26 protein-coding genes are annotated in these 24,338 nt (G+C 69.2%); 23 read left to right on the forward strand and 3 right to left on the reverse strand.

Translation table 11 applies throughout. The features are described 5' to 3' along the window. Positions 1-92 precede the first annotated feature (92 nt). The gene (locus OHA88_RS22405; protein ID WP_267003488.1) at positions 93-590 is read left to right on the forward strand and encodes a hypothetical protein; all 498 of its coding nucleotides are present in this window, start codon (positions 93-95) and stop codon (positions 588-590) included. A 27-nt stretch (positions 591-617) separates the two neighbouring features. Here the strand turns inward: OHA88_RS22405 and OHA88_RS22410 are convergent, their stop codons facing one another. After that, entirely contained in the window at positions 618-1,319 is a 702-nt protein-coding gene (locus tag OHA88_RS22410; RefSeq protein ID WP_328626818.1) for a pentapeptide repeat-containing protein, read from the reverse strand. 99 nt (positions 1,320-1,418) lie between these two features. On the opposite strand from OHA88_RS22410, the gene OHA88_RS22415 reads away from it, so the two are divergent. Both OHA88_RS22415 and OHA88_RS22420 read left to right on the forward strand, forming a co-directional pair. Then, positions 1,419-2,618 carry an NAD(P)-binding protein gene (locus tag OHA88_RS22415; RefSeq protein ID WP_328626819.1) on the forward strand — a complete coding sequence of 400 codons (1,200 nt, stop codon included), beginning with the start codon at positions 1,419-1,421 and terminating at the stop codon, positions 2,616-2,618. Positions 2,619-2,664: 46 nt separating this feature from the next. Continuing rightward, positions 2,665-3,666: a zinc-binding dehydrogenase gene (locus OHA88_RS22420; RefSeq protein WP_328626820.1), complete on the forward strand. Its 1,002-nt coding sequence runs from the start codon at positions 2,665-2,667 to the stop codon at positions 3,664-3,666. A 17-nt stretch (positions 3,667-3,683) separates the two neighbouring features. On the opposite strand, the gene OHA88_RS22425 is transcribed toward OHA88_RS22420, so the two are convergent. Together OHA88_RS22425 and OHA88_RS22430 are read right to left on the reverse strand one after the other, a co-directional pair. Next, complete coding sequence (locus tag OHA88_RS22425; RefSeq protein ID WP_267003496.1) at positions 3,684-4,157, reverse strand: GNAT family N-acetyltransferase; 474 nt, start codon at positions 4,155-4,157, stop codon at positions 3,684-3,686. Positions 4,158-4,212: 55 nt separating this feature from the next. Then, the gene (locus OHA88_RS22430; protein WP_425897865.1) at positions 4,213-5,151 is read right to left on the reverse strand and encodes an aminoglycoside phosphotransferase family protein; all 939 of its coding nucleotides are present in this window, start codon (positions 5,149-5,151) and stop codon (positions 4,213-4,215) included. A gap of 9 nt (positions 5,152-5,160) precedes the next feature. On the opposite strand from OHA88_RS22430, the gene OHA88_RS22435 reads away from it, so the two are divergent. The 20 genes from OHA88_RS22435 to OHA88_RS22530 all read left to right on the forward strand — a co-directional run bounded on the left by OHA88_RS22435 (position 5,161) and on the right by OHA88_RS22530 (position 24,311). After that, positions 5,161-5,823: a rhomboid-like protein gene (locus OHA88_RS22435; RefSeq protein ID WP_326628437.1), complete on the forward strand. Its 663-nt coding sequence runs from the start codon at positions 5,161-5,163 to the stop codon at positions 5,821-5,823. Positions 5,824-5,906: 83 nt separating this feature from the next. Next, the gene (locus OHA88_RS22440; protein ID WP_267003498.1) at positions 5,907-7,307 is read left to right on the forward strand and encodes an NAD(P)/FAD-dependent oxidoreductase; all 1,401 of its coding nucleotides are present in this window, start codon (positions 5,907-5,909) and stop codon (positions 7,305-7,307) included. Positions 7,308-7,508: 201 nt separating this feature from the next. Then, complete coding sequence (locus OHA88_RS22445) at positions 7,509-7,841, forward strand: hypothetical protein (protein ID WP_328626822.1); 333 nt, start codon at positions 7,509-7,511, stop codon at positions 7,839-7,841. Positions 7,842-7,863: 22 nt separating this feature from the next. Next, entirely contained in the window at positions 7,864-8,175 is a 312-nt protein-coding gene (locus OHA88_RS22450) for a pore-forming ESAT-6 family protein (RefSeq protein WP_328626823.1), read from the forward strand. Between the two features lie 86 nt (positions 8,176-8,261). After that, positions 8,262-8,654 (forward strand): DUF6507 family protein, encoded by a 393-nt coding sequence (locus OHA88_RS22455; protein WP_326605050.1) that lies wholly within the window; start codon positions 8,262-8,264, stop codon positions 8,652-8,654. After that, entirely contained in the window at positions 8,651-11,284 is a 2,634-nt protein-coding gene (locus tag OHA88_RS22460) for an ADP-ribosyltransferase (RefSeq protein WP_328626824.1), read from the forward strand. The genes OHA88_RS22455 and OHA88_RS22460 overlap by 4 nt, the downstream gene beginning before the upstream one ends. After that, a complete protein-coding gene (locus OHA88_RS22465; RefSeq protein ID WP_328626825.1) occupies positions 11,281-11,697 on the forward strand; it encodes a hypothetical protein in 417 nt (138 codons plus the stop codon). Before OHA88_RS22460 ends, OHA88_RS22465 begins: the two co-directional genes overlap by 4 nt. Positions 11,698-11,729: 32 nt before the next feature. Continuing rightward, on the forward strand, positions 11,730-12,131 hold the full coding sequence (locus OHA88_RS22470) for a hypothetical protein (protein ID WP_328626826.1): 402 nt from the start codon (positions 11,730-11,732) through the stop codon (positions 12,129-12,131). Between the two features lie 2 nt (positions 12,132-12,133). Then, positions 12,134-12,541, forward strand: coding sequence for a hypothetical protein (locus OHA88_RS22475; protein WP_328626827.1), 408 nt, complete (start codon positions 12,134-12,136; stop codon positions 12,539-12,541). A gap of 120 nt (positions 12,542-12,661) precedes the next feature. Continuing rightward, the gene (locus tag OHA88_RS22480) at positions 12,662-12,994 is read left to right on the forward strand and encodes a hypothetical protein (protein WP_267003501.1); all 333 of its coding nucleotides are present in this window, start codon (positions 12,662-12,664) and stop codon (positions 12,992-12,994) included. A gap of 59 nt (positions 12,995-13,053) precedes the next feature. Beyond that, positions 13,054-13,365 (forward strand): pore-forming ESAT-6 family protein, encoded by a 312-nt coding sequence (locus OHA88_RS22485; RefSeq protein ID WP_328626823.1) that lies wholly within the window; start codon positions 13,054-13,056, stop codon positions 13,363-13,365. Positions 13,366-13,475: 110 nt separating this feature from the next. After that, a complete protein-coding gene (locus OHA88_RS22490; protein ID WP_326605050.1) occupies positions 13,476-13,868 on the forward strand; it encodes a DUF6507 family protein in 393 nt (130 codons plus the stop codon). Next, complete coding sequence (locus tag OHA88_RS22495) at positions 13,865-16,750, forward strand: hypothetical protein (protein ID WP_328626828.1); 2,886 nt, start codon at positions 13,865-13,867, stop codon at positions 16,748-16,750. Before OHA88_RS22490 ends, OHA88_RS22495 begins: the two co-directional genes overlap by 4 nt. Positions 16,751-16,765: 15 nt before the next feature. Next, on the forward strand, positions 16,766-17,635 hold the full coding sequence (locus OHA88_RS22500) for an immunity 49 family protein (RefSeq protein WP_319740391.1): 870 nt from the start codon (positions 16,766-16,768) through the stop codon (positions 17,633-17,635). A 200-nt stretch (positions 17,636-17,835) separates the two neighbouring features. Next, on the forward strand, positions 17,836-18,702 hold the full coding sequence (locus tag OHA88_RS22505) for an immunity 49 family protein (RefSeq protein WP_328626829.1): 867 nt from the start codon (positions 17,836-17,838) through the stop codon (positions 18,700-18,702). Between the two features lie 170 nt (positions 18,703-18,872). After that, on the forward strand, positions 18,873-19,733 hold the full coding sequence (locus OHA88_RS22510; RefSeq protein WP_093773454.1) for an immunity 49 family protein: 861 nt from the start codon (positions 18,873-18,875) through the stop codon (positions 19,731-19,733). 327 nt (positions 19,734-20,060) lie between these two features. Beyond that, complete coding sequence (locus OHA88_RS22515) at positions 20,061-20,291, forward strand: toxin-antitoxin system YwqK family antitoxin (RefSeq protein ID WP_328626830.1); 231 nt, start codon at positions 20,061-20,063, stop codon at positions 20,289-20,291. A 666-nt stretch (positions 20,292-20,957) separates the two neighbouring features. Beyond that, positions 20,958-21,269, forward strand: a complete 312-nt coding sequence (locus OHA88_RS22520) for a hypothetical protein (RefSeq protein ID WP_030929537.1) — start codon at positions 20,958-20,960, stop codon at positions 21,267-21,269. A 108-nt stretch (positions 21,270-21,377) separates the two neighbouring features. Next, positions 21,378-22,718: a type VII secretion integral membrane protein EccD gene (gene eccD / locus OHA88_RS22525; protein WP_313938503.1), complete on the forward strand. Its 1,341-nt coding sequence runs from the start codon at positions 21,378-21,380 to the stop codon at positions 22,716-22,718. A gap of 54 nt (positions 22,719-22,772) precedes the next feature. Next, entirely contained in the window at positions 22,773-24,311 is a 1,539-nt protein-coding gene (locus tag OHA88_RS22530) for a hypothetical protein (RefSeq protein ID WP_328626831.1), read from the forward strand. Positions 24,312-24,338: the final 27 nt, after the last annotated feature.

Consider the following 24,338-nt stretch of genomic DNA (forward strand, 5'->3'; position numbering starts at 1 on the left):
GGCGCCGGGCGCCCACGGCCCCGGGGCAGTGGGGCAGTGGGGCACCCACCGCTCCGGCGTCGGCGCACCCCCGGGCATGACACCATCGAACTGTGCTCGACATCGGCTACTCCCTCTCCCGACGCTTCCCCGATCCCCCGCAGACCGACTACCGCCGCGCGGACGCCCACGCCCTGCGGCACGATCTCTTCTCCGGGGACGTCTACCTCGCGGACACCAAGGCGGACCGCGAAGTATCCACAGCCTGGGGATGGGTTCCCGTGCTCGACTTCGCCTGGGCGCTCTGCGACATCGTCGAGCAGATCGACCAGGACCCCCGCGGCAGCCGTTCGCACCGGCGGCAGTTCGCCGAGCTCGACTTCACCGAATCGTCCGACCGGATGCTCTTCGAGCGCCGCTTCGGCTGGGTCGACGTCGAGGCCGACTGGATGCCCGGCGACGAGCCCCCGCTGACCTTCAGCCACTCCCTCCTGCGCCGCGAGGCCCGCGACTTCCTGCACGACCTGATCGCGGACCTCGCCGACATGCACGAGGGGCTCGCCGACAACCCCCTGATCTGGGACCTCCAGGCCCGGTTCCCCCGCGTCTGACCTGTCCCGGAGGACCGGGGCAACCCTCTACGCCTCCACCCGCACCCCGATCTGTGCCGCGAAGGCTGGTGCCAGCTCCATCAGCTGCAGCGGGCTGATCACCGCCCCCGCCAGTCGCTCCACCCCCCGCGCGATGTCCAGCTCGGCGGCCGTCCGCAGATCCACCGCGTCCATCCGCGCGGAGCTGAAGTCGGCCCGCTTCAACACACAGTCCCGGAACTCCACCCGCACCAGCTGCGCGTCCCCGAAGTCCGGCTCGGACAGCACACAGCTCTCGAAGACCACGTCCGTCAGCCGCGCCTTCCGCAGATTCAGGTAGTCGATCTTCCCGCCTCGCACATGCACCCGCTCCAGCACCGCACCGTGCAGCTGCACCCCGCCCAGCCGTGCGTCCACCACCTCCACATCGCGCAGCGACGCCCCCGCCAGGTCGGTGCCGACACCCCGCACCCCGGTCAGTACCGAGTCGATGAAACGCGCCCTGACCAGCTCCGTACGGTCGAGACCGCACCCCTCCAGCGCGCAGTCCATGAACCGCGCGCCCGGCCCCGACCCGTCCGCGAGGTCCACCCCCTCGAACCGCACACCGTCGTAGTCGCCGTCCGGCTCCAGTCCCTCCCCGTCGTACGGAACGAGCGGCGGCAGCCGCACCTCCGGCCGCCGCGCCGCCGCCACGACGCCCTTCCCGCCCCGGCCATCACCCCTGCTGTTACGTGCCATGGGCCCCATCGTGACCCACGCCACCGACAACGCCCCGCGCCGATGTCACACATCGGCGCTTCCGGCCGTCCCCTCCATGACGCGTTCTTCGACCGAGGGGACCGGAACATGCAGCGCATCCACATCATCGGCGGCGGCCTCGCCGGGTTCACCGCAGCGATCACGGCCGCCGAGTCCGGTGCCCTGGTGACCGTCCACGAGGCCCACCACACCCTCGGCGGCCGCGCCAGGACCGCCGAAGGCCCGTATCGCACCAATGACGGACCCCACGCCCTCTACCGCCGCGGACCGCACTGGACCTGGCTCGCGCAGCGGGGTCTCCTCGGCCCGACCGTCACCGTGCCGCTGCGCCAGGCCGGCAAACTCCGCTTCCGGCTGGGCGGCGCCCTGCGCAGGACCCCGCCCCTCGCCCTCCTCCGGCTGACCCGCCGCCGGGCCGAACACGCCCCCGTCGACACCGATTTCCGCACCTGGGCCACCGCTCAGGTCGGCGAGGAGGGCGCCCGCACGGCCGCGCATTTCGCCGCTGTCGCGCTCTACCACCACGACCCCGGTTCGCTCTCCGCCGCGTTCGTCCAGGAGCGGCTGCGCCGCGCTGCCGCGCTGCCGCCCGAGGCCCGCTACCCGGTCGGCGGCTGGGCGCAGGTCATCGACCGGATGGCCGCGCGCGCCTGGAATCTGAGCGTCCGGATCGAGACGGCGACCCGGATCGACCCGAGCACCCTCGACCACCTGGCCCGCAGCGGCCCGGTCGTCGTCGCCACCTCCCTCGACGCCGCCCGCGGCCTGCTCCGCGACTCCACCCTGAAGTGGGACAGCGGCAGGACCGCACTGATCGACCTGGCGCTGCGCACCCGGCGCGGCGACGCGTTCGCCGTCTCCGACCTGGACGCCCCCGGCTGGACCGAACGCTTCACTGCCCAGGACCGCACCCTCGCCCCGGCGGGCCGGCAGCTCGTCCAGGGCCAGATTCCCGTCGCCCCCAGCGAGTCGAAGGCGGCCGGCATCGCCCGGGCCGAAGACCTCCTCGACCTCGGCTTCCCGGGCTGGCGCGACCGTGTCGAGTGGCGGCGCGAGGCCCTCGCCGGCGGCCGTACGGGCGCGGTCGACCGCCCCGGCACCACCTGGCGGGACCGGCCGGCCATCGACCGCGGCAACGGGATCTACCTCGCGGGCGACCAGGTCGCCGCGCCCGGACTGCTCAGCGAGGTCTCGTTCAACAGCGGCATGGAGGCCGCCGTGCTCGCGCTCGGAGCGAGCGAACGGCCGCGGCCGGCCCGTCGGCCACTTGACCTCAAGCGGAGTTGAGGTCAGAGGGTGAGCCCCGACAGCCAGTCGACCCGGGGAGCCCGCCATGCACGCCGTCCGCCTCCACACCTTCGGCCCCGCCGAGAACCTCACGTACGAGACGACCGACGACCCCGTACCCGGCCCCGGCCAGGTCCGTATCGCCGTCGCCGCGGCGGGCGTGCACCTCCTGGACACCGCCCTGCGCGAGGGCATGACGGGCCCCTTCCCGGCCCCCGCCGAGCTGCCCACCGTCCCCGGCCGGGAAGTCGCCGGAACCGTCGACATGCTCGGCGAGTCCACCGACCCCGGACTGCTCGGCAACCGCGTCGTCGCCCATCTCGGCACGGCCCCCGGCGGTTACGCCGAACTCGCCGTCACCGACGCCGACAGGCTCCACCGGATCCCGCCCGGCCTCGACGAAGCCGAAGCCGTCGCCATGATCGGCACCGGTCGCACCACACTCGGCATCCTGCAGTTCACCGACCTGGGCCCCGACTCCATCGCCCTGGTCCCGGCCGCCGCGGGCGGTATCGGCACCCTGCTCGTGCAGTACGCCAAGAACGCCGGGGCCACCGTCATAGGCCTGGCCGGCGGTCCCGCCAAGACCGCCGCGGTCAGGGCCAACGGCGCCGACCTCGCCGTCGACTACACACTCCCCGACTGGCCCCGGCGGGTCCGCGCCCACCTGGACGGCCTCGGCCGCCGCGCCACCGTCGTCTACGACTCCGTGGGCGGCGTCACCGGCCGCGCGGCCGTCGACCTCCTCGGCAAGGGCGGGCAGCACATCGTCTTCGGCTGGTCCGGCGAAGGACTCCACAACGGGTCCCCGCTCACCTTCACCGACGAGGAACTCACCGAACGCGGCATCACGTCCGAGAGCGTCCTCGGACCGGCGATGATGCAGAAGGCGGGCGGCCTGCGCGTCCTCGAAGAACGCGCGCTCGCCGAAGCCGCCGCCGGACGCCTGCGCCCCGCCGTCCAGCGCTTCCCCCTCGCCGAAGCGGCCGCCGCCCACCGCGCCCTGGAGACGCGCGGCACGATGGGCAAGGTCGTCCTCGTGCCGTAGGAGGTGCCCGGCAGAGGTCAGCTGCCGAGCTCCGCCAGCGCCCCGTCCGTCAGCCGGTACACCGTCCACTCGTCCTGCGGCCGCGCGCCCAACGAGTCGTAGAAGGCGATGGACGGGGCGTTCCAGTCCAGCACCGACCACTCCAGACGCTCGTAACCACGCTCCACACAGATCCGCGCCAGCTCCGTCAACAGCGCCTTCCCGTGCCCGCCACCGCGCCGGTCCGGACGTACGTACAGGTCCTCCAGGTAGATGCCGTGCACCCCGCGCCACGTCGAGAAGTTCAGGAACCACAGCGCGAAGCCGACGATCTCGCCGTCCTCGTCGGACTCGGCGATGTGCGCATACGCTGCGGGCCGCTCACCGAAGAGTGCCTCGCGCAGCTGCTCCTCGGTGGCGTTCGCCTCATGGAGCGCCTTCTCGTAGTCGGCGAGCTCGCGGACCATCGCGTGAATGACAGGGACATCGGCAGCGGTAGCGGTACGAATCATGAGGGCAGCGTAAACACGCGTCCGTCCTGTGCCGCCGCTCGCCCCTGCCCCTGCCTCACTCCCCCCGCCCCAGCAGCTGCCGGGCGATCTCCACCTGATCCGGTGGCAGCCGGTGTCCGCCCTCCGTCACACCCCAGAGGCCGTTCTGCAGCACCCGCCCCAGTGTCCAGGCCCGCGCCCGCTCCCGGTCCAGCCCCAGCGCCTCCGTCATCAGATCGAACCGCCACCGCACCGCCGACGCGTCGAACCGGTTGGCCAGGGCGGGCATCAGATCGAAACCGGGGTCCCCGGCCAGCGGCTTCGGGTCCAGTGCGATCCACTCGTGCCCCCGGCCCTCGTCGGCCCGCCCGGCCAGGATGTTGTCGTAGTGCAGGTCCCAGTGGAGCAGCCGGTCCCCCGGTTCGCCCGCCACCTCCCGTACCGCCGCCGCGCAGTCCCTCAGCAGCCGCCGTTCGTCCGCGTCCGCCAGCCCGGCCACCGCCCGCGCCACTCCGTCCAGCATCCGCTCCGCGGCATCCCCGAGCCGGCGCAGTCCGTCCGGCGCAGGCACGGACGTCAGCCGGACCAGGAGCCCGGCGAGCACCTCGACCGCCGCCCGCTCATCGGCCACCCCCGACAGCGGCCGCCGCTCGTCCAGCCGTTCCAGCAGCATCGTGCCGGTCCCGGGGTCGTGGTCGAGCAGCCCCACAGCTCCCGCACCGGCATCGCCCCAGACCCGCAGCGCGACCGGCTCCCCCGCCGTCTCCTCGTCCTGCGCCTGAAGCTTCAGCGCCGCCGGCCGGCCGTCCGACGTGCGCACCACCGGCAGCACCAGCGCACACACCCCGTACATCGCGGCCCCGTCCCGCCGCAGCCCCCACTCCCTCAGGAAGCGGTCCGCGAGCCCGGGCAGCGCGGCCACGAACGCCCGCCCGGCCTCCCCGTTGTACTTGGACCGGGTGGCGATCAGCGCGTCCGGAATGTCAATCACGCACCCGATCGTAGGACCGTGCATCAATCGACTATGGCCCCGAGCAGCCCCTCTCCACCCGCACACCCGGCCCCCGCGCGAGCCATCCGCGCCATCGGCTGCTGGATCCGCAGCGCCCCGGGCACCTACATCTGGCTGACGATCCTCTTCGCCACGACGTTCGTCGTGCACCAGATGTCACCCGACTTCGAAGAGGACTTCCTGCGCCAGCGCTCGACCAACATCCACGAGCTCCTCCGCGACCCGGTACGCGTCCTCATCTCCAGCGCCTTCTGGATCGAGGGCGGCCACTGGCTCACGTACGCCTTCCTCTTCACGGTCTTCCACGCCCCCGCCGAGCGCTGGCTCGGCACGCTGCGGTGGTTCGCGGTCGCCGCGCTCGCGCACGTCCTGGCCACGCTCGTCAGCGAGGGCGTCCTCGCCTGGGCCGTCCGCCACGGGCAGGCGCCCGTGTCCGCCGTCAACACCCTGGACGTCGGGGTCAGTTACGCACTCGCGGGTGTGGTCGCCGTCCTCACGTACCACGTCCCCCGCCCCTGGCGGCCGGTGTACCTCTTCGCCGTCCTCGTCGTCTACGGCGTCCCCCTGATCACCGGCCGCACCTTCACCGACCTCGGCCACTTCACCGCCGCACTCATCGGTCTCGCCTGCTACCCGCTCACCCGGGGGACGACGAAACCACCCCTCGCGCAGTAACGTCCCGCCACACAGGAACTCGGGCTTCACACAGCCCCGGGCTTCACACAGACTCGGCTTCACACCGGACAAGCAGGGGCAACATGAGCACCGTCAGCACGGTCAACGGCGGAATATCGTTCTGGTACGCGGATCAGGGCACCCCCACAGCCCGCGAACCCCTGCCCGGCGACACCACGGCCGACGTCTGCATCGTCGGCGGCGGATACACCGGCCTGTGGACCGCCTACTACCTCAAGAAGGCCGTCCCCTTCCTCAACATCACCGTCCTGGAAGCCAAGTTCTGCGGCTACGGCGCCTCCGGACGCAACGGCGGCTGGCTCTACAACGGCATCGCGGGCCGCGACCGCTACGCGAAACTCCACGGCCACGACGCCGCGGTCCGCCTCCAGAAGGCGATGAACGAAACCGTCGACGAAGTCGTACGCGTCGCCGCCGAGGAGAACATCGACGCCGACATCCACCGGGGCGGCGTCCTCGAAGTCGCGTACACCCCCGCCCAGCTGGCCCGCCTCAAGGACTTCCACTCCGTGGAGATCGCCTTCGGCGAGACCGACCGCGTCCTGCGCGGCGCCCGCGAGACCGCCGAACGCATCCGTGTCACCGGAGCCGTCGGCTCCACCTGGACCCCGCACGGCGCCCGCCTGCACCCGGTCAAACTCGTCAAGGGCCTCGCCGACGCCGTCGAAGCGCTCGGCGTCACCATCCACGAATCGACCCCCGTCACCGAGATCAAGCCCAAGCACGCCCACACCCCGTACGGCACCGTCCGCGCCCCGTACATCCTGCGCTGCACCGAAGGCTTCACCTCGGGACTCAAGGGCCAGCGTCGCACCTGGCTCCCGATGAACTCCTCGATGATCGCCACCGAGCCGCTCCCCAAGGAGATCTGGGACACCATCGGCTGGGACGGCCGCGAGACCCTCGGCGACATGGCCCACGCCTACATGTACGCCCAGCGCACCGCCGATGACCGCATCGCACTCGGCGGCCGGGGCGTCCCCTACCGCTACGGCTCCGCCACCGACAACGACGGCCGCACCCAGCCCGCCACCATCGAGGCGCTCCGCGACATCCTGGTCCGCTTCTTCCCCACCACGGCGGGCGTCCGCATCGACCACGCCTGGTCCGGGGTCCTCGGCGTCCCCCGCGACTGGTGCGCCACCGTCACTCTCGACCGCTCCACCGGCCTGGGCTGGGCCGGCGGTTACGTCGGCTCCGGCGTCGCCACCACCAACCTCGCCGCCCGCACCCTGCGCGACCTGATCCAGCAGGACTCCGGCCAGTCGGGCCCCACCGACCTGACGACCCTCCCCTGGGTCAACCACAAGGTCCGCCGCTGGGAACCGGAACCCTTCCGCTGGATCGGCGTCCACGGCATGTACGCGGCCTACCGCACCGCGGACCGCCGCGAACTCACCTCCCCCCGCCCGGGAACCGACCCCATCGCCAAGGCGGCGGACCGGCTGGCGGGGCGTCACTGACCGACGGAGATCCCGCGAAGACCTTCTGGAGATCCCGCGAACCCGCGAACTCACGATGACCCGAATATCCCCTTCGCACGCCTTTGATCACGCGCGGCCGTGCCATGCGGCGGCCAGGGCCGGGATCGCCGGTTGAACGGGCGCGCCGCGTTCGCGAGGATGGTCTCCTGTGCGATCACTCGGCCTGGCAGGGGGAAGCGAATGAAGTTCGACATGGGGGCGCAGGTTCTGTCGAATCTGACGTCGAAGTCGCTTGGTTCGAGTGATGACTTGGGCACGTTGATCCGTCAACTGGTGCAGGCGGCGGCGCCGTTGGAGGGGAAGTTCAACGGTGCGGGGCGGGTGGCGTTCGATTCGTTCAAGAACCGGTCGGACGAGATCACGGCGGCGTTGAACGGTTCGTTGTCGGCGCTGCTGGGTGGTCAGTCGGGCATGGAGCAGGCGTTCGGCTCGGGTGACCAGGAGCAGGGTGACAACGCGCGTCAGCAGATGGGCGCCGCGAACTTCGACGCGGCCCGCTTCGGCGGACGCTGAGCAGTAGGGGTTGGGGTTTCTGATGGCTGGTGGCAGTGATCGTCGTGCGTATGACACGGGTGCGTCGGCGGATGCGCAGGGCAACCTCCAGGTCGTGATCGCGCGTCTGGAGGAAGTCATCGCGGCGCGTGACGGCCAGGTGAAGGCTGCGATGGCGGACTTCACCGCGGACGGTGTGGCGGATGAGTACCACGGCAAGGAAATGCGGTGGAACCGGGCCTCGCAGGAGGTCAAGAGCATCATCCAGCTGCTGAAGACGACGCTGGAGAAGAACGACGGGACCGCGCAGCACACGATCACGCGCGCGAAGGCAGCCGTCGACAACATCGGCTGATACGCGGACGGAAGCCGCGGTGGACAACATCGGCCGACCTGGGTGCGGTTGGGCGCCGGTCGGTGACGGGGAGCATGGGGTAGGGCATGACCGGGTGGGATCTGAAGCCGCAGGGTATTCAGGGTGTGCTGAAGACGACGGGTGAGACGGCGGGGAAGATCGAGTCGTACGCGAAGTCGTACGGCAAGCATCTGACGTCGGCGGCGACGAGTGCGGGCACGATCACCGCGGAGGACGGTGGTGAGGGCGGGGAGAAGGCCGGTGGCGGCCTGGTCGCTCTCGCCCTGTCGCAGTACGCCGAACACGCCACGACGGACCTGAAGTTCATCGCCGCCCGGGCCGGAAAATCCCTGACCGGTGCGGTGGACGCGACGACCGCCTACCTCAACGGTGACCTGGAAATGGCCGCCGAATCGCAGCGCAAGGCTTTGGGCATCCCGGATCTGGACCTGACGAAGCCCGGGGTGCAGACCAAGTGATCAAGCCGGAAGCGATACCGCAGTTCACCGGCAACCTCGGCCAGCTGGAGAAGGACTACGGCGGCCTCAAAACCGATGCCGGGCACATCCGCAGCACCGGGTCCGACGTCCACACCCAGTTCCAGGGCCTGTCCGCCTACTACCAGGCACCCGAGGCGGAGAAACTCTTCGCGTCGACGAAACCGGTCCAGGACCGGGCCGACACCTTCGCCGACGACCTGGAAAAAGTCTCCACCGCCCTCTCCGACTACGCCACCGAAGTCCGTCCGCTGGCCGCGAAGCTCGAGCAGCTGAAAACGGACGCGACGAAGTTCGTCAACGCGAACAAGGACGACGACGAGTGGGAGTACGACGAGGACAAGGTCGACGAGCACAACCAGCTCCGCGACGACGTCACCGCGACCGTCGCCGCGTTCTGGGCAGCCGAACGCACCTGCCACAACAAGATCACCGCCCTGTTCGGCGGAACCCAGATGGTCGCCGGCGACGGATCCGACCGCAAAGACCAATACGGATTCAACGCCGACGACCTGAAAAACGCGAAACTCCCCTGGGGCGACCCGGTCGAGGAAAAGCACCACGTCTGGGAAGTCGGCCACTGGGTCAAATCGTTCGTCTGGGACGGACTGATCGTCGACGGGATCTGGGGCACCATCAAGGGCCTGGGCACCCTCGTCGGATTCGGCGGCTGGGACGCCATGGGCCAGGCATGGAAAGGCCTCGCCCAACTCGCCACCGGCCTCGCCATCACCGCGATCCCCGGCGCAGGCGCCCTGTTCTGGACCCTCCCCGACGACAAACTCCCCTCCTGGCTACGTGACTCACGCACCGCGATGAAAGAAACCGGCAAAGCACTCGTCGCCTGGGACGAATGGGGCAAGAACCCCGGACGCGCCGCCGGAGCCGTCACCTTCAACGTCCTGACCACCGTCTTCACCGGCGGAGCAGGCGCCGGAGTCTCCGGCGCCGGCAAAGCCGGCGCCGTCGCCAAGGTCCTCTCCGTCGCAGGCAAAGCCGGCAAGGTCATCGACCCCATGACCTACATCGCCAAAGGCGCAGGCGCCGGCCTCTCCAAAATCGGCGACATCACCAAAGGCCTCAAGGGCATCGGCAACATCGAGATCCCGAAGCTGCCCGACGGCTCGTTCCAGTTGCCCGACGGACACGTGCTGGACCCCAACGGCAACCTCATCCCCCCGACCGGCGCGCTCGACACGCCCTCGATCCCGCACGCCACGGTCCCCGGGACGTCGCTGCCCACCTCCTGGCAGATCCAGCCCACGTCGGTGCCCGGAGTCCATGCCGGAAGCGGCATCCCCGATGTGCCGCACACGGGTGGCGGCTTCGACAACGTGCCGGCCGGCGGGAGCAGCCATGTGCCCGGCGCTCCGGCATCCCACGTACCGAACGGTTCCTTCGGGCCCGCCCCGACAGCCTTCGACCCGGCGGGCCACGTACCGGGGAGCCCGGCGTCGCACGTACCGAACGGATCGTTCGGCCCCGCCCCGGCGGCCTTCGACCCGGCGGGCCACGTACCGGCCGGTCCTGCGGGTCACATACCGGGCACACCGGCAGGCCACGTCCCGAGCGGCTCGTTCGGCCCCGCCCCCGCGGCGTTCGACCCCGCAGGCCACGTACCCGGCGGTCCCGCAAGCCACGTACCCGGCGGACCGGCAGCGCACGTTCCCGGGGAGCACTTCCCGACGGCTGCGGGGCACGACGTACCGACCACGGGCCCGCACGGCCCGGGGCACGACGCACCGGGTACGCACGGGCACGACGCCCCGCACCACGGCGGGCACGCCGACGACGTGGCCGCACACGCCGACGACGCGGCGCACGCCGGTGACGCCGGCGGACATGTCGACCCGCACGGCGCTGTCGGAGACGCACTGCACGGCGCCGACGACGCGGTGACGGCCGGCCACCACGGTGTGGACGGGACGGATGTCGCCGGCGCGGCGGACGACTTCAAGTACACCCCGCACATGTCGGAAGCCGACTTCGACAATCTCACCACGGCCGAGAAGCACCAGGTCGCCGCCGCCGAACTGGCAGACGGAACAGTCCCGTTCGCCGACGACTGGGCAGCGATCGACTACGGCCGGGACTACTGGAACGACTACGTGCACGACCTGGACCCGTCCGCGAAGCAGGCGCTCCGGGACTACACGGGGGACACGTTCCCCTCGTACAAGGACATGAACGGCTACCTGCGGGGGGACCCCTACTACGGCCCCCGACCCGAGGTCCTGCACGACATCAGCGAGATGGACCGGGTCATGTCGACTCGGCCTGTCCCGGAAGACGTCATGGTCGTGCGCGGCACGGGCATCGGGCACCTCGACCTCGACTCGCCGCTGGAAATGATGGGCGGCACGTACGGCGATGAGGGCTACCTCTCCACGTCGCTCGGAAACCACCCGGTACCCAGCTTCGCGGGCAAGGACGCGATCCTCCACCTCCGCGTACCGAAGGGCACGCCCGCGCTCTGGCTGGAGAAGGTCAGCAAGTACGGCGTGGAGGAGCGTGAGATCCTGCTCGGGCGCGGCTCGGAGTACCGGGTGACCCGAGTCTTCGTGGACGAGGCCGGTAAAGCCCAGGTCTACGGCGAAATCCTGCCGAAGTGACAGAGGAAGAGTTCATGACCAGCGAAAACCGACCCAATCCGCGCTTCGAAGAAGACATGCAGTTCAAGCGCATCGCCGGGCCGCCCCGCTACAACCGTGTCGCACAGGGGCCTGTGCAGTACGTGCGGGTGGCCGCCGACAACGGCGTGGTGATCGGATATGTCTGGGCCAACGACGAGGGCGAAGCAGCCGGCTGGGTGGCGCCGCCGGGGCTGGGCGCCGCCGAGATCAATGCCGGCGCCGCATGGCTTCGGAAGCTGCGTGACGCGAAGGCACGCGAGATCGCCCCCACCGCCCTGCTCACCGAGCTGATCCAGGACACGAGCGACATCCAGGGAAGCCGCGTCGTGCCCGGCTCGCTGGCCGAATCCACGACTCTCGACGAACTCAAGGAACAGGCGAACAAGGGCTGACCCCCCATCGAGAAGTGACGGAGCACGACCGAATGACCGAGGTACAGCGATCCAACCCGCGCTTGAACGAGGATCTGCTGTTCAACGCAGCGCCCGGTGGACCACCGCGCTACAGCCATCTGTCCCAGACGCCCGTTCAGTACCTCACCGTCGCGGACAGAGACGGTGACGTGATCGGCTATGTCTGGGCGAACGACGAGGACGACGCCGCCGGGTGGGTGGTCCGCAAGGCGGGCGGCGACGAGGCATTCAACAAGGGCGCCAGATGGGCCAGGAAACTCCACGATGCGAAGGCGCGGGGCATTGCGCCTACCGCCGCCCTGGCGGAGATGATTCAGGAGTCGGACCCCACGAACAGCAGCCACGTCGTACCCGGGTCCTTGACCGAGGCGCCGAACGCCGACGTGGTCAGGAGACTGGCCAACCCGGAGTGAGGATGACCAGCGAAAACCCACCCAATCCGCGCTTCGATGAGGACCTGCACTTCGAGCGCAGCGACGGGCCCCCGGACTATGGCTACAGGACGGATGGTCCCGTCCGTCATTTTGCCGTGGCGGACGAAACCGGCACGGTACTGGGCTATGTGTGGGGTAACGACGAGGATGACGCGGCAGCCTGGGAGCCACGGTCGTCTGCCGGCCCCCGCGCATTCAACGGTGGCTTTCTGTGGGAGATGAAACTGCGCGAGTTCAAGGCGCGCGGTACAGCTCCTACGGTCGCCCTCGCCGAGATGATCATGGATTCGAGCGACATCGAATCGAGTCATGTAGTCGCTGGTTCGCAGGCCGAGGCGCCTACTCTTGCCGCTCTCAAAGAGTTGGCCGGGAAGCCGGACACGGCGTGACTGGTCACAGTCGGCTCTGTCATGCGTTGGTCACAACGGGCCGTCTCGGGTTGAACCGGGGCGGCTCGTTCGTCAGGATGGGCGTCGTAAAAGATCACTCGGCTTGGCAGGGGGAAGCGAATGAAGTTCGACATGGGGGCGCAGGTTCTGTCGAATCTGACGTCGAAGTCGCGTGGTTCGAGTGATGACTTGGGCACGTTGATCCGTCAACTGGTGCAGGCGGCGGCGCCGTTGGAGGGGAAGTTCAACGGTGCGGGGCGGGTGGCGTTCGATTCGTTCAAGAACCGGTCGGACGAGATCACGGCGGCGTTGAACGGTTCGTTGTCGGCGCTGCTGGGTGGTCAGTCGGGCATGGAGCAGGCGTTCGGCTCGGGTGACCAGGAGCAGGGTGACAACGCGCGTCAGCAGATGGGCGCCGCGAACTTCGACGCGGCCCGCTTCGGCGGACGCTGACCGCCTCTCGGTTTCTTGGGTTCCACAGATTTCACGGATTTCACGGGGAGTGTTTGTTGATGGCTGGTGGCAGTGATCGTCGTGCGTATGACACGGGTGCGTCGGCGGATGCGCAGGGCAACCTCCAGGTCGTGATCGCGCGTCTGGAGGAAGTCATCGCGGCGCGTGACGGCCAGGTGAAGGCTGCGATGGCGGACTTCACCGCGGACGGTGTGGCGGATGAGTACCACGGCAAGGAAATGCGGTGGAACCGGGCCTCGCAGGAGGTCAAGAGCATCATCCAGCTGCTGAAGACGACGCTGGAGAAGAACGACGGGACCGCGCAGCACACGATCACGCGCGCGAAGGCAGCCGTCGACAACATCGGCTGAGACTCCACCGCACCGGATATCCGGGGGTGCCGGCCCCGGGACCGTGGTGCGCGCGGAAACGTTTTGTTCGACTGTTCGTGGCGGGCTAGTTGGGGCACGGGGGTGTGCTGGTGACCGGGTGGGATCTGAAGCCGCAGGGTATTCAGGGTGTGCTGAAGACGACGGGTGAGACGGCGGGGAAGATCGAGTCGTACGCGAAGTCGTACGGCAAGCATCTGACGTCGGCGGCGACGAGTGCGGGCACGATCACCGCGGAGGACGGTGGTGAGGGCGGGGAGAAGGCCGGTGGCGGCCTGGTCGCTCTCGCCCTGTCGCAGTACGCCGAACACGCCACGACGGACCTGAAGTTCATCGCCGCCCGGGCCGGAAAATCCCTGACCGGTGCGGTGGACGCGACGACCGCCTACCTCAACGGTGACCTGGAAATGGCCGCCGAGTCGCAGCGCAAGGCGTTGGGCATCCCGGATCTGGACCTGACGAAACCCGGGGTGCAGACCAAGTGATCAAGCCGGAAGCGATACCGCAGTTCACCGGCAACCTCGGCCAGCTGGAGAAGGACTACGGCGGCCTCAAAACCGATGCCGGGCACATCCGCAGCACCGGGTCCGACGTCCACACCCAGTTCCAGGGCCTGTCCGCCTACTACCAGGCACCCGAGGCGGAGAAACTCTTCGCGTCGACGAAACCGGTCCAGGACCGGGCCGACACCTTCGCCGACGACCTGGAAAAAGTCTCCACCGCCCTGTCCGACTACGCCACCGAAGTCCGTCCGCTGGCCGCGAAGCTCGAGCAGCTGAAAACGGACGCGACGAAGTTCGTCAACGCGAACAAGGACGACGACGAGTGGGAGTACGACGAGGACAAGGTCGACGAGCACAACCAGCTCCGCGACGACGTCACCGCGACCGTCGCCGCGTTCTGGGCAGCCGAACGCACCTGCCACAACAAGATCACCGCCCTGTTCGGCGGAACCCAGATGGTCGCCGGCGACGGATCCGACCGCAAAGACCAATACGGATTCAACGCCGACGACCTGAAAAACGCGAAACTCCCCTGGGGCGACCCGGTCGAGGAAAAGCACCACGTCTGGGAAGTCGGCCACTGGGTCAAATCGTTCGTCTGGGACGGACTGATCGTCGACGGGATCTGGGGCACCATCAAGGGCCTGGGCACCCTCGTCGGATTCGGCGGCTGGGACGCCATGGGCCAGGCATGGAAAGGCCTCGCCCAACTCGCCACCGGCCTCGCCATCACCGCGATCCCCGGCGCAGGCGCCCTGTTCTGGACCCTCCCCGACGACAAACTCCCCTCCTGGCTACGTGACTCACGCACCGCGATGAAAGAAACCGGCAAAGCACTCGTCGCCTGGGACGAATGGGGCAAGAACCCCGGACGCGCCGCCGGAGCCGTCACCTTCAACGTCCTGACCACCGTCTTCACCGGCGGAGCAGGCGCCGGAGTCTCCGGCGCCGGCAAAGCCGGCGCCGTCGCCAAGGTCCTCTCCGTCGCAGGCAAAGCCGGCAAGGTCATCGACCCCATGACCTACATCGCCAAAGGCGCAGGCGCCGGCCTCTCCAAAATCGGCGACATCACCAAAGGCCTCAAGGGCATCGGCAACATCGAGATCCCGAAGCTGCCCGATGATGCGATCGTGCTGCCCGAGGGTGCGCTCAAGCTGCCCGACGGGGCCATACACCTCCCCGAGGGAGCAGTCATCCCGGACGGGGCGGTCAAACTCCCCGACGGCAACTTCAAGCTCCCCGACGACGTCCCGGTCCTGCCCGAGGGCGCCACCAAGCTGCCCACGGCACCCGGCGCACCCGCCCGCTACTTCGACAACGAGTACAACCTCCTCGACGAGAACGGCAACGTTCTCCAGAAGGTCGACGACGCCCGCGTCGAAGGCTCCCCCGACATCAACCCCGACACCGGCGCCGACACCAACACCCCGCACACCGAAACCCCCTCACCGGTCCGCGAACCGGCGCTGGTAGGCGCGGGCGCCCACACCGCCGAAACCACAGCCCACGTCGGCGCCAACGCAGGCGACCACATCATCCGCATCGGCGACAGCCTCGACAACAACCTCGGCGACATCGGCCGCACCGGCGACAACCTCCCGGGTGGCAACATCGGCGACAACCTCCCCGGCGGCAACGCGGGCAACCACCTGCCCGGCGGCGGAGTCGGCGACCACATGCCCACCGGCCACGCCGGCGACAACATGCCCAGCAACAACCTGGACAACGCCGCACCCGGCAGTCACGTCGGTGACCACGTGCCGGGGCCCCGCACCGAGACGCCGGGCACGGGTCCCGCCGTCGGCCACGACGTACCCGGCGGCTCAAACGCGGACAACGGGCTCCCCCACACCGGCGACCACGGCCCGATCGGCCCCGGCCGCCTGGACGACCTCGGACACACCGCGGACGACGCGAGCCATGGCGTGGACGACGCAGGGCACGTCGCCGACGACGGGGCCACGCCGGCGAACCACGCGGACGAGGGCACCGGAAACGGCGGCCACAACGGGGAGCGGGAGCTGACCCCCGCCGAGCGGAAGCAGATCCAGGACGAGCACATCCGGAAGGCCAACGACCCCGACAGGACGTGGTTCGAGAAGTACTACGACAGTCGGGGCCATCGATTGGACAAGTCCGCGAAGGAGAGCGGCGTCGAGCTGCCCATCCTGGCCAAGGACAGCAACGGTAACTGGATATCCAAGTACGACATGCCGCACGGACCGTCCGAGGTCAAGGTCGACCGGACGCCGCTCGGGCGGAACTCCGCCGATCCCGTACATCTCGGGGACCTCGACAACGCGGCGAAGAACCGTCATCTGGGCATGGAGCTCAACGACGCGCAAAAGGCATTCGACAACGCCCCGTCCGACACGACGAAACACGCGCTCGAAGCCGCGCAGGACGCCTACCGCGACCAACTCGGTGACATTCCCAACAACAGCAAGCTGGGCGAGCGGCTCGGTGAGGACGCCGCCGCGTTGCACGTCGTGCCCAAGGAGTTCCCGACAGCCCAGGTGGTCGACCTCCCGAAGACGCCCAATGGCGCCAACATGTTCGACCAGGTGTACAAGCTCAGCGATGACGGTGACTACCTCATCGTCGAGGCAAAGGCCCCTTCCGGGGAGCTCGACTGGCGTCAGGGCGTCGGCGACACTGCCCAGGGCATGAGGGTCAAACAGGGTACCAAGCTGTACATCCACACCATCCTGGCGGAGATGTGGAAGCGCGGCCCCGAGGACATCAAGATCGCGGACGACCTCTTCGATGCACTGGAGGATGGAAAGCTCAAGTACGTACTGGTGAAGGCGAACGACAACGCGGGCTCCTACGCTGGTGCCGTGCTGGAACATTTCAAGATCTGACAGAGGAGAGTTTCAGTGGTCACGAGCATTCCCCGCCACGATTTCCCGACGGAGGAAACCGCGGAGGCCATCGCGGCGCGGGCTCAGAGCACGAATCGGGTGATCGCTCGGCTCGAAGGGTCCGAGATGGCCGGCTCGCGCGCCCTGAGCAGCACTCTGACCGTGGCTAAGTCGTGCTGTGCGACCGATCCTGAGGCGACGAAGTTCGAGACGTGGGAGGCCTGGGTCACGGCCATGCAGGTCGGCTCGGCCCTGTTCGCCGCGGGCACCGCGCTCGAGGGCCCGGTGCCGTCCCGGATCGGGGTCGACGGCGAGGTGAAGAACCTTCCGGCGACCGGGCCGAAGCCGTACCTGCATGCGGGGGCCTGGCTGACCTCCTTCTACCTGGCGGTGATCTGCCGCGAGAACCAGCGTCTGGAGCAGCTCGCGCAGGTGCCCGTCTCGTTCCTGCGTGCTTCGGGTGCGGTGTTCGACGAGTTCATCTACGACTGGGTGGAGGCTCTGCAGAGCTTCTGGGCCGGTCGCGCTGAGGACATGTGGAACAAGCTCGTCGCTGCGGCGAAAGGCACCGCCCCCGAGACGATCGGCAACACCGACACGGAACTGGTGCTGAAGATCCTCTACCCTCCGATCAATCTCTTCGACCGCTACCAGCGTGTCGACACAGCACAGTTCAACGAGGCGCTGGTCGACGCCCTCACCTGGCACAAGCAGTACTGGACCGCAGACGAGGCACGCTCTCTCAGCAGCGACGGTCTGGTCGCTCTTGCCCCGCTCGCCCTGGCCTGCTTGGCCCGCGACGGGGGCATCCCAATCGAAGTCGAATCGGAGTACCTGCCCAAGGAGCTCCTGGAGTTCGGCTGGGCGGGCGAGGTCGATGCCTGAGCCGTCGGCGTGAGGGCTGTGACCGTCACCCTTCCCTTGCATGGTGTGCCAGGGCCCACCTCAGCGGCTCGAGTCCGCCCGAAACCCGATGTCGACGCCGCGACCGTCACCGCAGTCCCGATCCGTGATGTCACTCCTCATTGTGGGCCAGTGCCCCTGTTGACCCCCTGCATTCTCCTGGTCGACGAATGAGAGAACCAGTGGTCACGCACATTCCCCGCCACGACTTCCGCACGGACAACGCGGCTGCAACCATGGCGCCGATCATCAAGGCCGCCGAAGAGGTGCTCGACGATCTTGAGACGTCCGAGTTCGACCGCTTCGATGCCTTGGGCTACACCCTGGCTGCAGCGGCGTGGCACTGCTTGACGGACCCGATGGCCACGGAGTTCCCGACATGGGAGGCGTGGGTCACGGCCATGCAGGTCGGCTCCGCCCTGTTCATCTCAGGTACGGCGGCCGAAGGGCCCGTGCCGTGCCATATCGGCAACAGGGGCGAGGTGAAGAACCTGCCCGCGACCGGCCCACAGGATTACCTGCACGCGGGGGACTGGCTCACTTCCTTCTATCTGGCAACGATCTGCCGCGAAAACGAGCGTCTCAATCAGCTGGCGCAGGTGCCCATCTCGTTCCTTCGCGAGTCCGGCGCGGAGTTCGACGAGTACATCTACGCGTGGGTGGAAACCCTGCAGAACGCCTGGTTCGGGCGGCGGGAAACCTGGGACACCCTGGTCACGGCGGTCAATGGAACCGCCCCCGAGAGGGCACAGGTCGCCGGCAAAGAGCTGATGCTGAAGATCCTTTATCCGCCACTGGAGCTCTTCCACCGCTACCAGCGACAGGACGCCGAGAAGTTCAACGCGGCGCTGGTCGACGCTCTCACCTGTCACAAGGAGTACTGGACCGCCAACGAGGCGCGTTCTCTGAGTGGCGAAGGCCTGGTCGCTCTCGCCCCACTGGCCATCGCCTGTATGGCCCATGACGCCGGTATTCCGATCGAGATCGAGTCCGAATACCTGCCCAAGGCTCTCCTCCAGGGCAACTGGGTCGGCGAGTACGACACCTGAACGCAGACTCGCAGTTGATGACGTTGCCTTCCTCGGTGACAGCGGAGTGCGTCCCTGCCCTGCGGGAGCTCCGGACCAATCGAGCTTGCGGAATTCCCGTACCCCGTCGGTGTTATCCGCCGATCAATCTCTTCGACCACTATCAGCGATATCGCTGGACGGAGCACCCCGTGACCATCTCTGTTCCCCGGCATAGTGAGGCGGGGCCCAACTCCGCGCAGTGGGCCGAACTTCTCGGCGAGGGCCTGGCCGAATCCATCGATCGGCTCGAAGCATCGCCGACCATGATCGACTCCGCGTTCCGTACCGCCCTTCTCCATGTGGAGGCGCGTTGCACGGTCGATCCGCAGGCCGCGGAGCTGGAAACATGGGAAGCGGTGGTCGCCGCAATGCAGGTGGGGTCGGCGCTGTTCGCCGTGACGGGGGCGACCGAGGGGACCGTCGAGTGCCGCATCAATCGTGAGATGCGGACTCTCCCGGCCATCGGGCAGCGTTCGTTCGCCGACGCGGGAAACTGGCTGACGGCGTTCTGGCTGGCGATCGTGTGCCGTGACCAGAAGAGGATGACGCAGCTGTGTCAGATTCCGCTGGATCGTCTGCGTTCGCCCGAGGGAGAGTACGACGAGTACATCTACCACTGGGTGGATGCTCTGCAGGCGTACTGGCTACAGCGTCCTGGCCTGGTGGAGAAGCTGGTGGCTGCGATCGAAGGGTCCTATCCCGAAGCGGTCTCGGTCACTCCCCGGGATCTGCTCCAGGGAGTTCTGTACCCGCCGATCGGCCTGTTCCACCGCTTCGCACGGAAGGACGAGCAGGGTTTCAACCAGGCTCTGGTGGAGGCGCTTGAACTGCACAAGGCGTACTGGACGGCTGACGAGGACCGGGCCAAGGATCCCGATGGTCGTATCGCTCTGGGCCCTCTTGCCCTGGCCTGCCTCGCTCACGACGGCGAGATCCCTCTCGCAGTGGAGTCCGCCTACCTGCCCAAGCACCTCCTGCAACGCAGCTGGCTCGGCGAGTTCCCCACCTGAGCTCCAGGGGAGAACATGTGATCACGCACATTGGCGTCCGGCCCGGTTACGGGGGGCGAAGGTCCGATGCCGTGGGGAAGATGATGTCATCTCGCATCCGTAAGGGCTGGACGCCGCAGGAATTCCCTGCCGACCGAGCCGCCGCCGAACGACTGCGTGAATGGCTGCAGGAATCGGACGGTAAAGGGCTCGACGCCGTGGGTCTCGGCTTCGACGACCCCGAGGTCGATATGGATCCGGGACAGCGCGTGCTGTACCGGGGGGGAACTCTTCACGGGCGAGGCCGAAGAACGCCTGGGGGGCGTTGTTGTCAGCCTGGATTCCTACGTGGCCGGCGTGCAGGACGGTCCCAGCCGTGAGTGGTACAAGGACGGCACGCTCAGATCCGAGGGAACAGCCCGCATGGGGCTTCCTGTAGGGGTTTCCAAAGAGTGGCACCCGAACGGCACGCTCGCCGCTGAGCGCGTGTTCGCCGAAGACGGGTTGACCTTGCTGGCGGATCACCAGTGGGACGAAAAGGGTCGGCCCACGAAGAACTGGCGCAAGGGCGAGAGATAAGCCCCTCCCTGACATAGGCGGAGTCACCGGACTGGTTCATCTCTCCGCTGGGCGGCACGGCCGCGACCACCCGCATTCCGATCCAGGGTCCGCTCGATGACCTGGAGTTGCCCCCGCGTCTGCGCGCGGTACGCCCCGAGTGGCTCATCGGATTCCTCGGTGTTCGGGCAGGCACACGCGCGCACCGAAGCCGGTGCGTGAGCCACTGAGCCGCCCGACTCAGTGGGTGCAGGCCCACTGCGCCGAGCAGTACCGGTCGTTCATCGGCATGGTTGTGGACCGAGCACCCCCGGCGCCCCGCCGTTCCCCATCTCCTGCCCCACAACTCACCGGTGCACCGTCTGTATCGCCCTGATTCCTGTCCTTTGGCTCTGCTTCATGATTGTCCGGGGTCTGTCCCACTCCCGGCTCCGGGTTGTACTGCTGACTTGTCCATGCCTTATGTTGCGGAGGCAAAGCAAGGGGGATTTCCGTATGCCGCAACACACGCAGCCGACTGCAGCGCCGCGGACGACATCGGCCGGCGCCGACGCCCTGGCGCGCGTCGGGCGTGCCCGATGGGCAGTGGCCGGGCGAAGCAACGTTCATGCAGTGGACGCAGGACGCGGTACGCGCGACGGTTCACCGACGACCGAGGCAATGGACGACTGAGGCAGCGGACGACGAATGGCACGGGATTACGACAGCCAGCTTCTGGAGTCGGTGGCGGTACGCCGCCGCAGGATGCGGGACGCGCTGCTGTTCGGTGTGCAGCGGTCGCGGCGCACGGCGGACGAGCGGCTCGGGAAGGTGTTCGCCGGGATCGCCATCGCGGCCGTCCTGTGCGCGGGATGCGTCGGGTGGTCCTTCCTCCAGCACACGCTGGCGAAGCAGAAGGCCGAGCAGGAGAAGCAGCAGCGCCAGGAGCAGCAGTACGAGCAGCCGACACCCGCGGCGAAACCGGACAAGTCCGGGAAATCCAGCCCCGGTTCTCCGTAGTGCCGACCACCCGATGACGACTTCCGTGAACAGCACCATGGGCGCGTCCAGCCGGCCCCCGTCCTCAACGTCGCGACGATAGGTTCCCGTAAAGTGGTGAGCACAGCAATGACTTCCCGGGCTCAGCTGAGCCGGGTGACCCTGGTGGGCGAGCGACGCCGGGCCGACATCGTCCTGCCGTCCGACACACCGATCGGCCAACTGCTCCCGGACATATTGCAGTTGCTGGACGACCGGGCCGCATCGCGCCCGATGACACGCCAGTTGATCACATCGGACGGCTCCGCGCTGCCGCACGACAGCACCCTGTCCTCGGCCGAGATCGCGGACGGCGCCGTACTCCGGCTGGTCCGGGCCCACTCCGCGCCGCCCGCCCCCGTCGTGCACGACGTCACCGATCTGGTGGCCGACGACCTCGACCTCCAGGCGTGGCGCTGGCGTCCCGCCGCCCGCCGGGCCAGCGCGGGCGTGGCGACCGTGGCATTCGCGGTGATCGCGGCACTGCTCGCCCGCCGTGAGTTCGCGCTCGACGCCCTCGCGGGCGCGCTCGTCGCCGTCACACTCCTCCTCCTGGTGGCCGGCGCGCTCGTCGCCAGGATCGGTCAGGGCAACCGCGGCCTCGCGACCGCCCTGCTGCTCGCCTCCGGCGGCCTCGGCATCCTCACCGCCTGGACCGCCGCGGACGCCTACGACTGGTCGGGAACCGCACGGCTCGCGGCCGTCGCGGGCGCGCTCGTCCTCGTACTGCTGCTGCTCGGCTACTTCTCACCGCTCGGCCGCGGCGGACTCATCGGGGCCGTGGCGACCGCCGCGATCACCGTGGTGTGGGAAGCCGTCGCCGCCGTCCAGGACGACCTGTCCCGGCTCGGCGCCGTCATGGCCGTCTTCTCCGTGGTGCTGCTCGGACTGCTGCCCCGGCTCGCGCTGATGGCCTCCGGGCTGACCGCACTCGACGACCGTCGCTCCGGCGGCGTCTCCGTCAGCCGCCACCAGGTGGGCAACGCGCTCGCGGCCACCCACCGCGGCCTCGCTCTCGCGACGACGGTCACCGCCGTCTCCGCGGCGGCCGGCGGCTGGCTGCTCACCCAGGCGCAGACACCGACCGTGTGGACCGCGGCGCTCCCCGCACTCGTGGCCCTCGTACTGCTCTCCCGGGCCCGGGCCTTCCCGCTGGTCGCCGAGGTCGTGGCGCTCATCGCCGCCGCCGCGGTCCTCGTCGTACGCCTCGTCATGGTGTGGATGCAGCACTCCGGAGGCGCCGGGCCGCTCGCCGTGCTGTGCGCGGCCGCGGTCCTGCCGCTGCTCGTCCTGGCGGTACAGCCGCCCGAGCACGTGCAGGTCCGCCTGCGGCGCATGGCCGACCTGGTCGAGTCCATCGGCGTCGTGGGGCTCTTCCCGCTCGCCGTCGGGGCGTTCGGCGTGTACGGACAGCTGCTCAACAAGTTCTGAGTCCACGCTCAGGCGCTCCGAGCGGGGCAGCAGGGCGGAAAGAGGAAGGCTGACATGCCGAACGGAGACAACTGGCAGGGCGATGTGCTGCGCGACCTGCGCGGCGGCGCCGGCCGGCAGAGCAATCCGCAGCAAGGAGCGGGGCAGCAGGGCGCGCAGGGCCCCGCCGGACAGGCGCAGGGCGGCCCCACGCCGAACGCCGCCCCCGGGCACGCGGCACCCCAACAGGGCACCCCGGCACCGGAGTCCGGCTACGGGTACCCGCCGGCGCAGGGCACCCCCGCCGGATACGCCCAGCCCGCCCCCGCGCCGGACGCCGCATACGGGTACCCGCCCCAGCAGCAGGCCGGCCCCATACCCGACGCCCCGTACGGATACGCACCACAGCAGCAGGGCGCCCCCGCACCCGCACCGGACCCCGCCTACGGCTACCCGCCCCAGCAGGGCACCCCCGCAGGCTCCACCGGATACCCGCAGGCGGCCCCCGCCGCGTACCCGCAGGCCTCGCCCGCTCCGGACCCCACGCACGGGCACGCGCCGCAGCAACAGGCAGCCCCCGCACCGGACCCCGCCTACGGCTACCCGCCCCAGCAGGCCGCCCCCGCGCAGCAGCATCCCCGGGCCACGCCCGCGCACACCTCCGCCTACACCCCCACGACCCGCCCCCACCACACCCCCGACTCCCGGCCCGTGGTGGACAAGAGCCTGGTCACCGCAGGGCGCAAGCCCCGGCACGGGCAGTCGTTCGCCTCGCGTGCCACGCGCGCCCTGCGCCGTACCGTCTCCTCGTCGGCCGCGAAGGAGGTCGCCGAGATCACCCGGATCGCCGAGGTGCTCCAGCAGCCTGTGACGACCGGCCGGCAGATCTCCGTCACCTCCATCCGGGGCGGCGCCGGCAAGACGACGGTCGCGGCCCTGCTCGGCACCACGTACGCGCACTACCGGCAGGACCCGGTCCTCGTCGTCGAGGCCGATCCGGCGCTCGGCTCCCTGCCGCTGCGCCTCGGCGCGGAGACGCTGCGCTGGACCATCGGCGACTTCGCGGACATCGTCGAACCGCAGATGTCGCTGCTCGACATCACCGGCTACCTCGTCCAACTGCCTGGCAACGCCTGGCTGCTGCCCGGAAGCCAGGGGCAGATCGGCGCGATGCTGGGCAGCAAGGCGTACGAGGGCGTCATGGTCTCGCTGCGCCGCTACTTCGGTGTCACGGTCGTCGACTGCGAGACGCTGCCCGCCGAGGTCGCCCGGGTCGCGCTCTCCGCCTCCCAGGCCCGCGTCCTGACCGCCCCCGCCACGCTGGAGGGCGTCACCAGTACGTACTCGGTGCTCCAGTGGATGCAGGGGCTGCCGCAGCATGTCATCGCCGGCACGGTCGTCGTGCTCACAGAATTGGTGCCGCACCCGGGACTCGACCTGGCCGAGGCCGCAGAGAAGCTCAGGTCCACCGGGGCGAGCGTCCAGGCCCTGCCGTACGACCGGCACCTCGCGGCCGGCGGCCTGATCCGTACCGAGCTGCTCGCCCACTCGACCCGGGAAGCCGCCACCCGCCTCGCCGCGGACGTCTTCCAGCTCTCCCAGAAGCGCCACTGACCCAGATGCCGAGCCCGACCGTGAGTG

This window comes from Streptomyces sp. NBC_00353, from assembly GCF_036108815.1.
GTDB lineage: Bacteria > Actinomycetota > Actinomycetes > Streptomycetales > Streptomycetaceae > Streptomyces.

Excerpts from the sequence above, each read along its gene's own strand:
- OHA88_RS22445 (WP_328626822.1), top strand. The coding sequence starts at position 7,509 with ATGAAGTTCGACATGGGGGCGCAGGTTCTGTCGAATCTGACGTCGAAG.
- OHA88_RS22455 (WP_326605050.1), top strand. The coding sequence starts at position 8,262 with ATGACCGGGTGGGATCTGAAGCCGCAGGGTATTCAGGGTGTGCTGAAG.
- OHA88_RS22415 (WP_328626819.1), top strand. The coding sequence starts at position 1,419 with ATGCAGCGCATCCACATCATCGGCGGCGGCCTCGCCGGGTTCACCGCA.
- OHA88_RS22435 (WP_326628437.1), top strand. The coding sequence starts at position 5,161 with ATGGCCCCGAGCAGCCCCTCTCCACCCGCACACCCGGCCCCCGCGCGA.
- OHA88_RS22425 (WP_267003496.1), bottom strand. The coding sequence starts at position 4,157 with ATGATTCGTACCGCTACCGCTGCCGATGTCCCTGTCATTCACGCGATG.
- OHA88_RS22475 (WP_328626827.1), top strand. The coding sequence starts at position 12,134 with ATGACCAGCGAAAACCCACCCAATCCGCGCTTCGATGAGGACCTGCAC.
- OHA88_RS22440 (WP_267003498.1), top strand. The coding sequence starts at position 5,907 with ATGAGCACCGTCAGCACGGTCAACGGCGGAATATCGTTCTGGTACGCG.
- OHA88_RS22430 (WP_425897865.1), bottom strand. The coding sequence starts at position 5,151 with ATGCACGGTCCTACGATCGGGTGCGTGATTGACATTCCGGACGCGCTG.
- OHA88_RS22420 (WP_328626820.1), top strand. The coding sequence starts at position 2,665 with ATGCACGCCGTCCGCCTCCACACCTTCGGCCCCGCCGAGAACCTCACG.
- OHA88_RS22530 (WP_328626831.1), top strand. The coding sequence starts at position 22,773 with ATGCCGAACGGAGACAACTGGCAGGGCGATGTGCTGCGCGACCTGCGC.
- OHA88_RS22450 (WP_328626823.1), top strand. The coding sequence starts at position 7,864 with ATGGCTGGTGGCAGTGATCGTCGTGCGTATGACACGGGTGCGTCGGCG.
- eccD (WP_313938503.1), top strand. The coding sequence starts at position 21,378 with ATGACTTCCCGGGCTCAGCTGAGCCGGGTGACCCTGGTGGGCGAGCGA.
- OHA88_RS22485 (WP_328626823.1), top strand. The coding sequence starts at position 13,054 with ATGGCTGGTGGCAGTGATCGTCGTGCGTATGACACGGGTGCGTCGGCG.
- OHA88_RS22410 (WP_328626818.1), bottom strand. The coding sequence starts at position 1,319 with ATGGGGCCCATGGCACGTAACAGCAGGGGTGATGGCCGGGGCGGGAAG.
- OHA88_RS22470 (WP_328626826.1), top strand. The coding sequence starts at position 11,730 with ATGACCGAGGTACAGCGATCCAACCCGCGCTTGAACGAGGATCTGCTG.
- OHA88_RS22520 (WP_030929537.1), top strand. The coding sequence starts at position 20,958 with ATGGCACGGGATTACGACAGCCAGCTTCTGGAGTCGGTGGCGGTACGC.
- OHA88_RS22480 (WP_267003501.1), top strand. The coding sequence starts at position 12,662 with ATGAAGTTCGACATGGGGGCGCAGGTTCTGTCGAATCTGACGTCGAAG.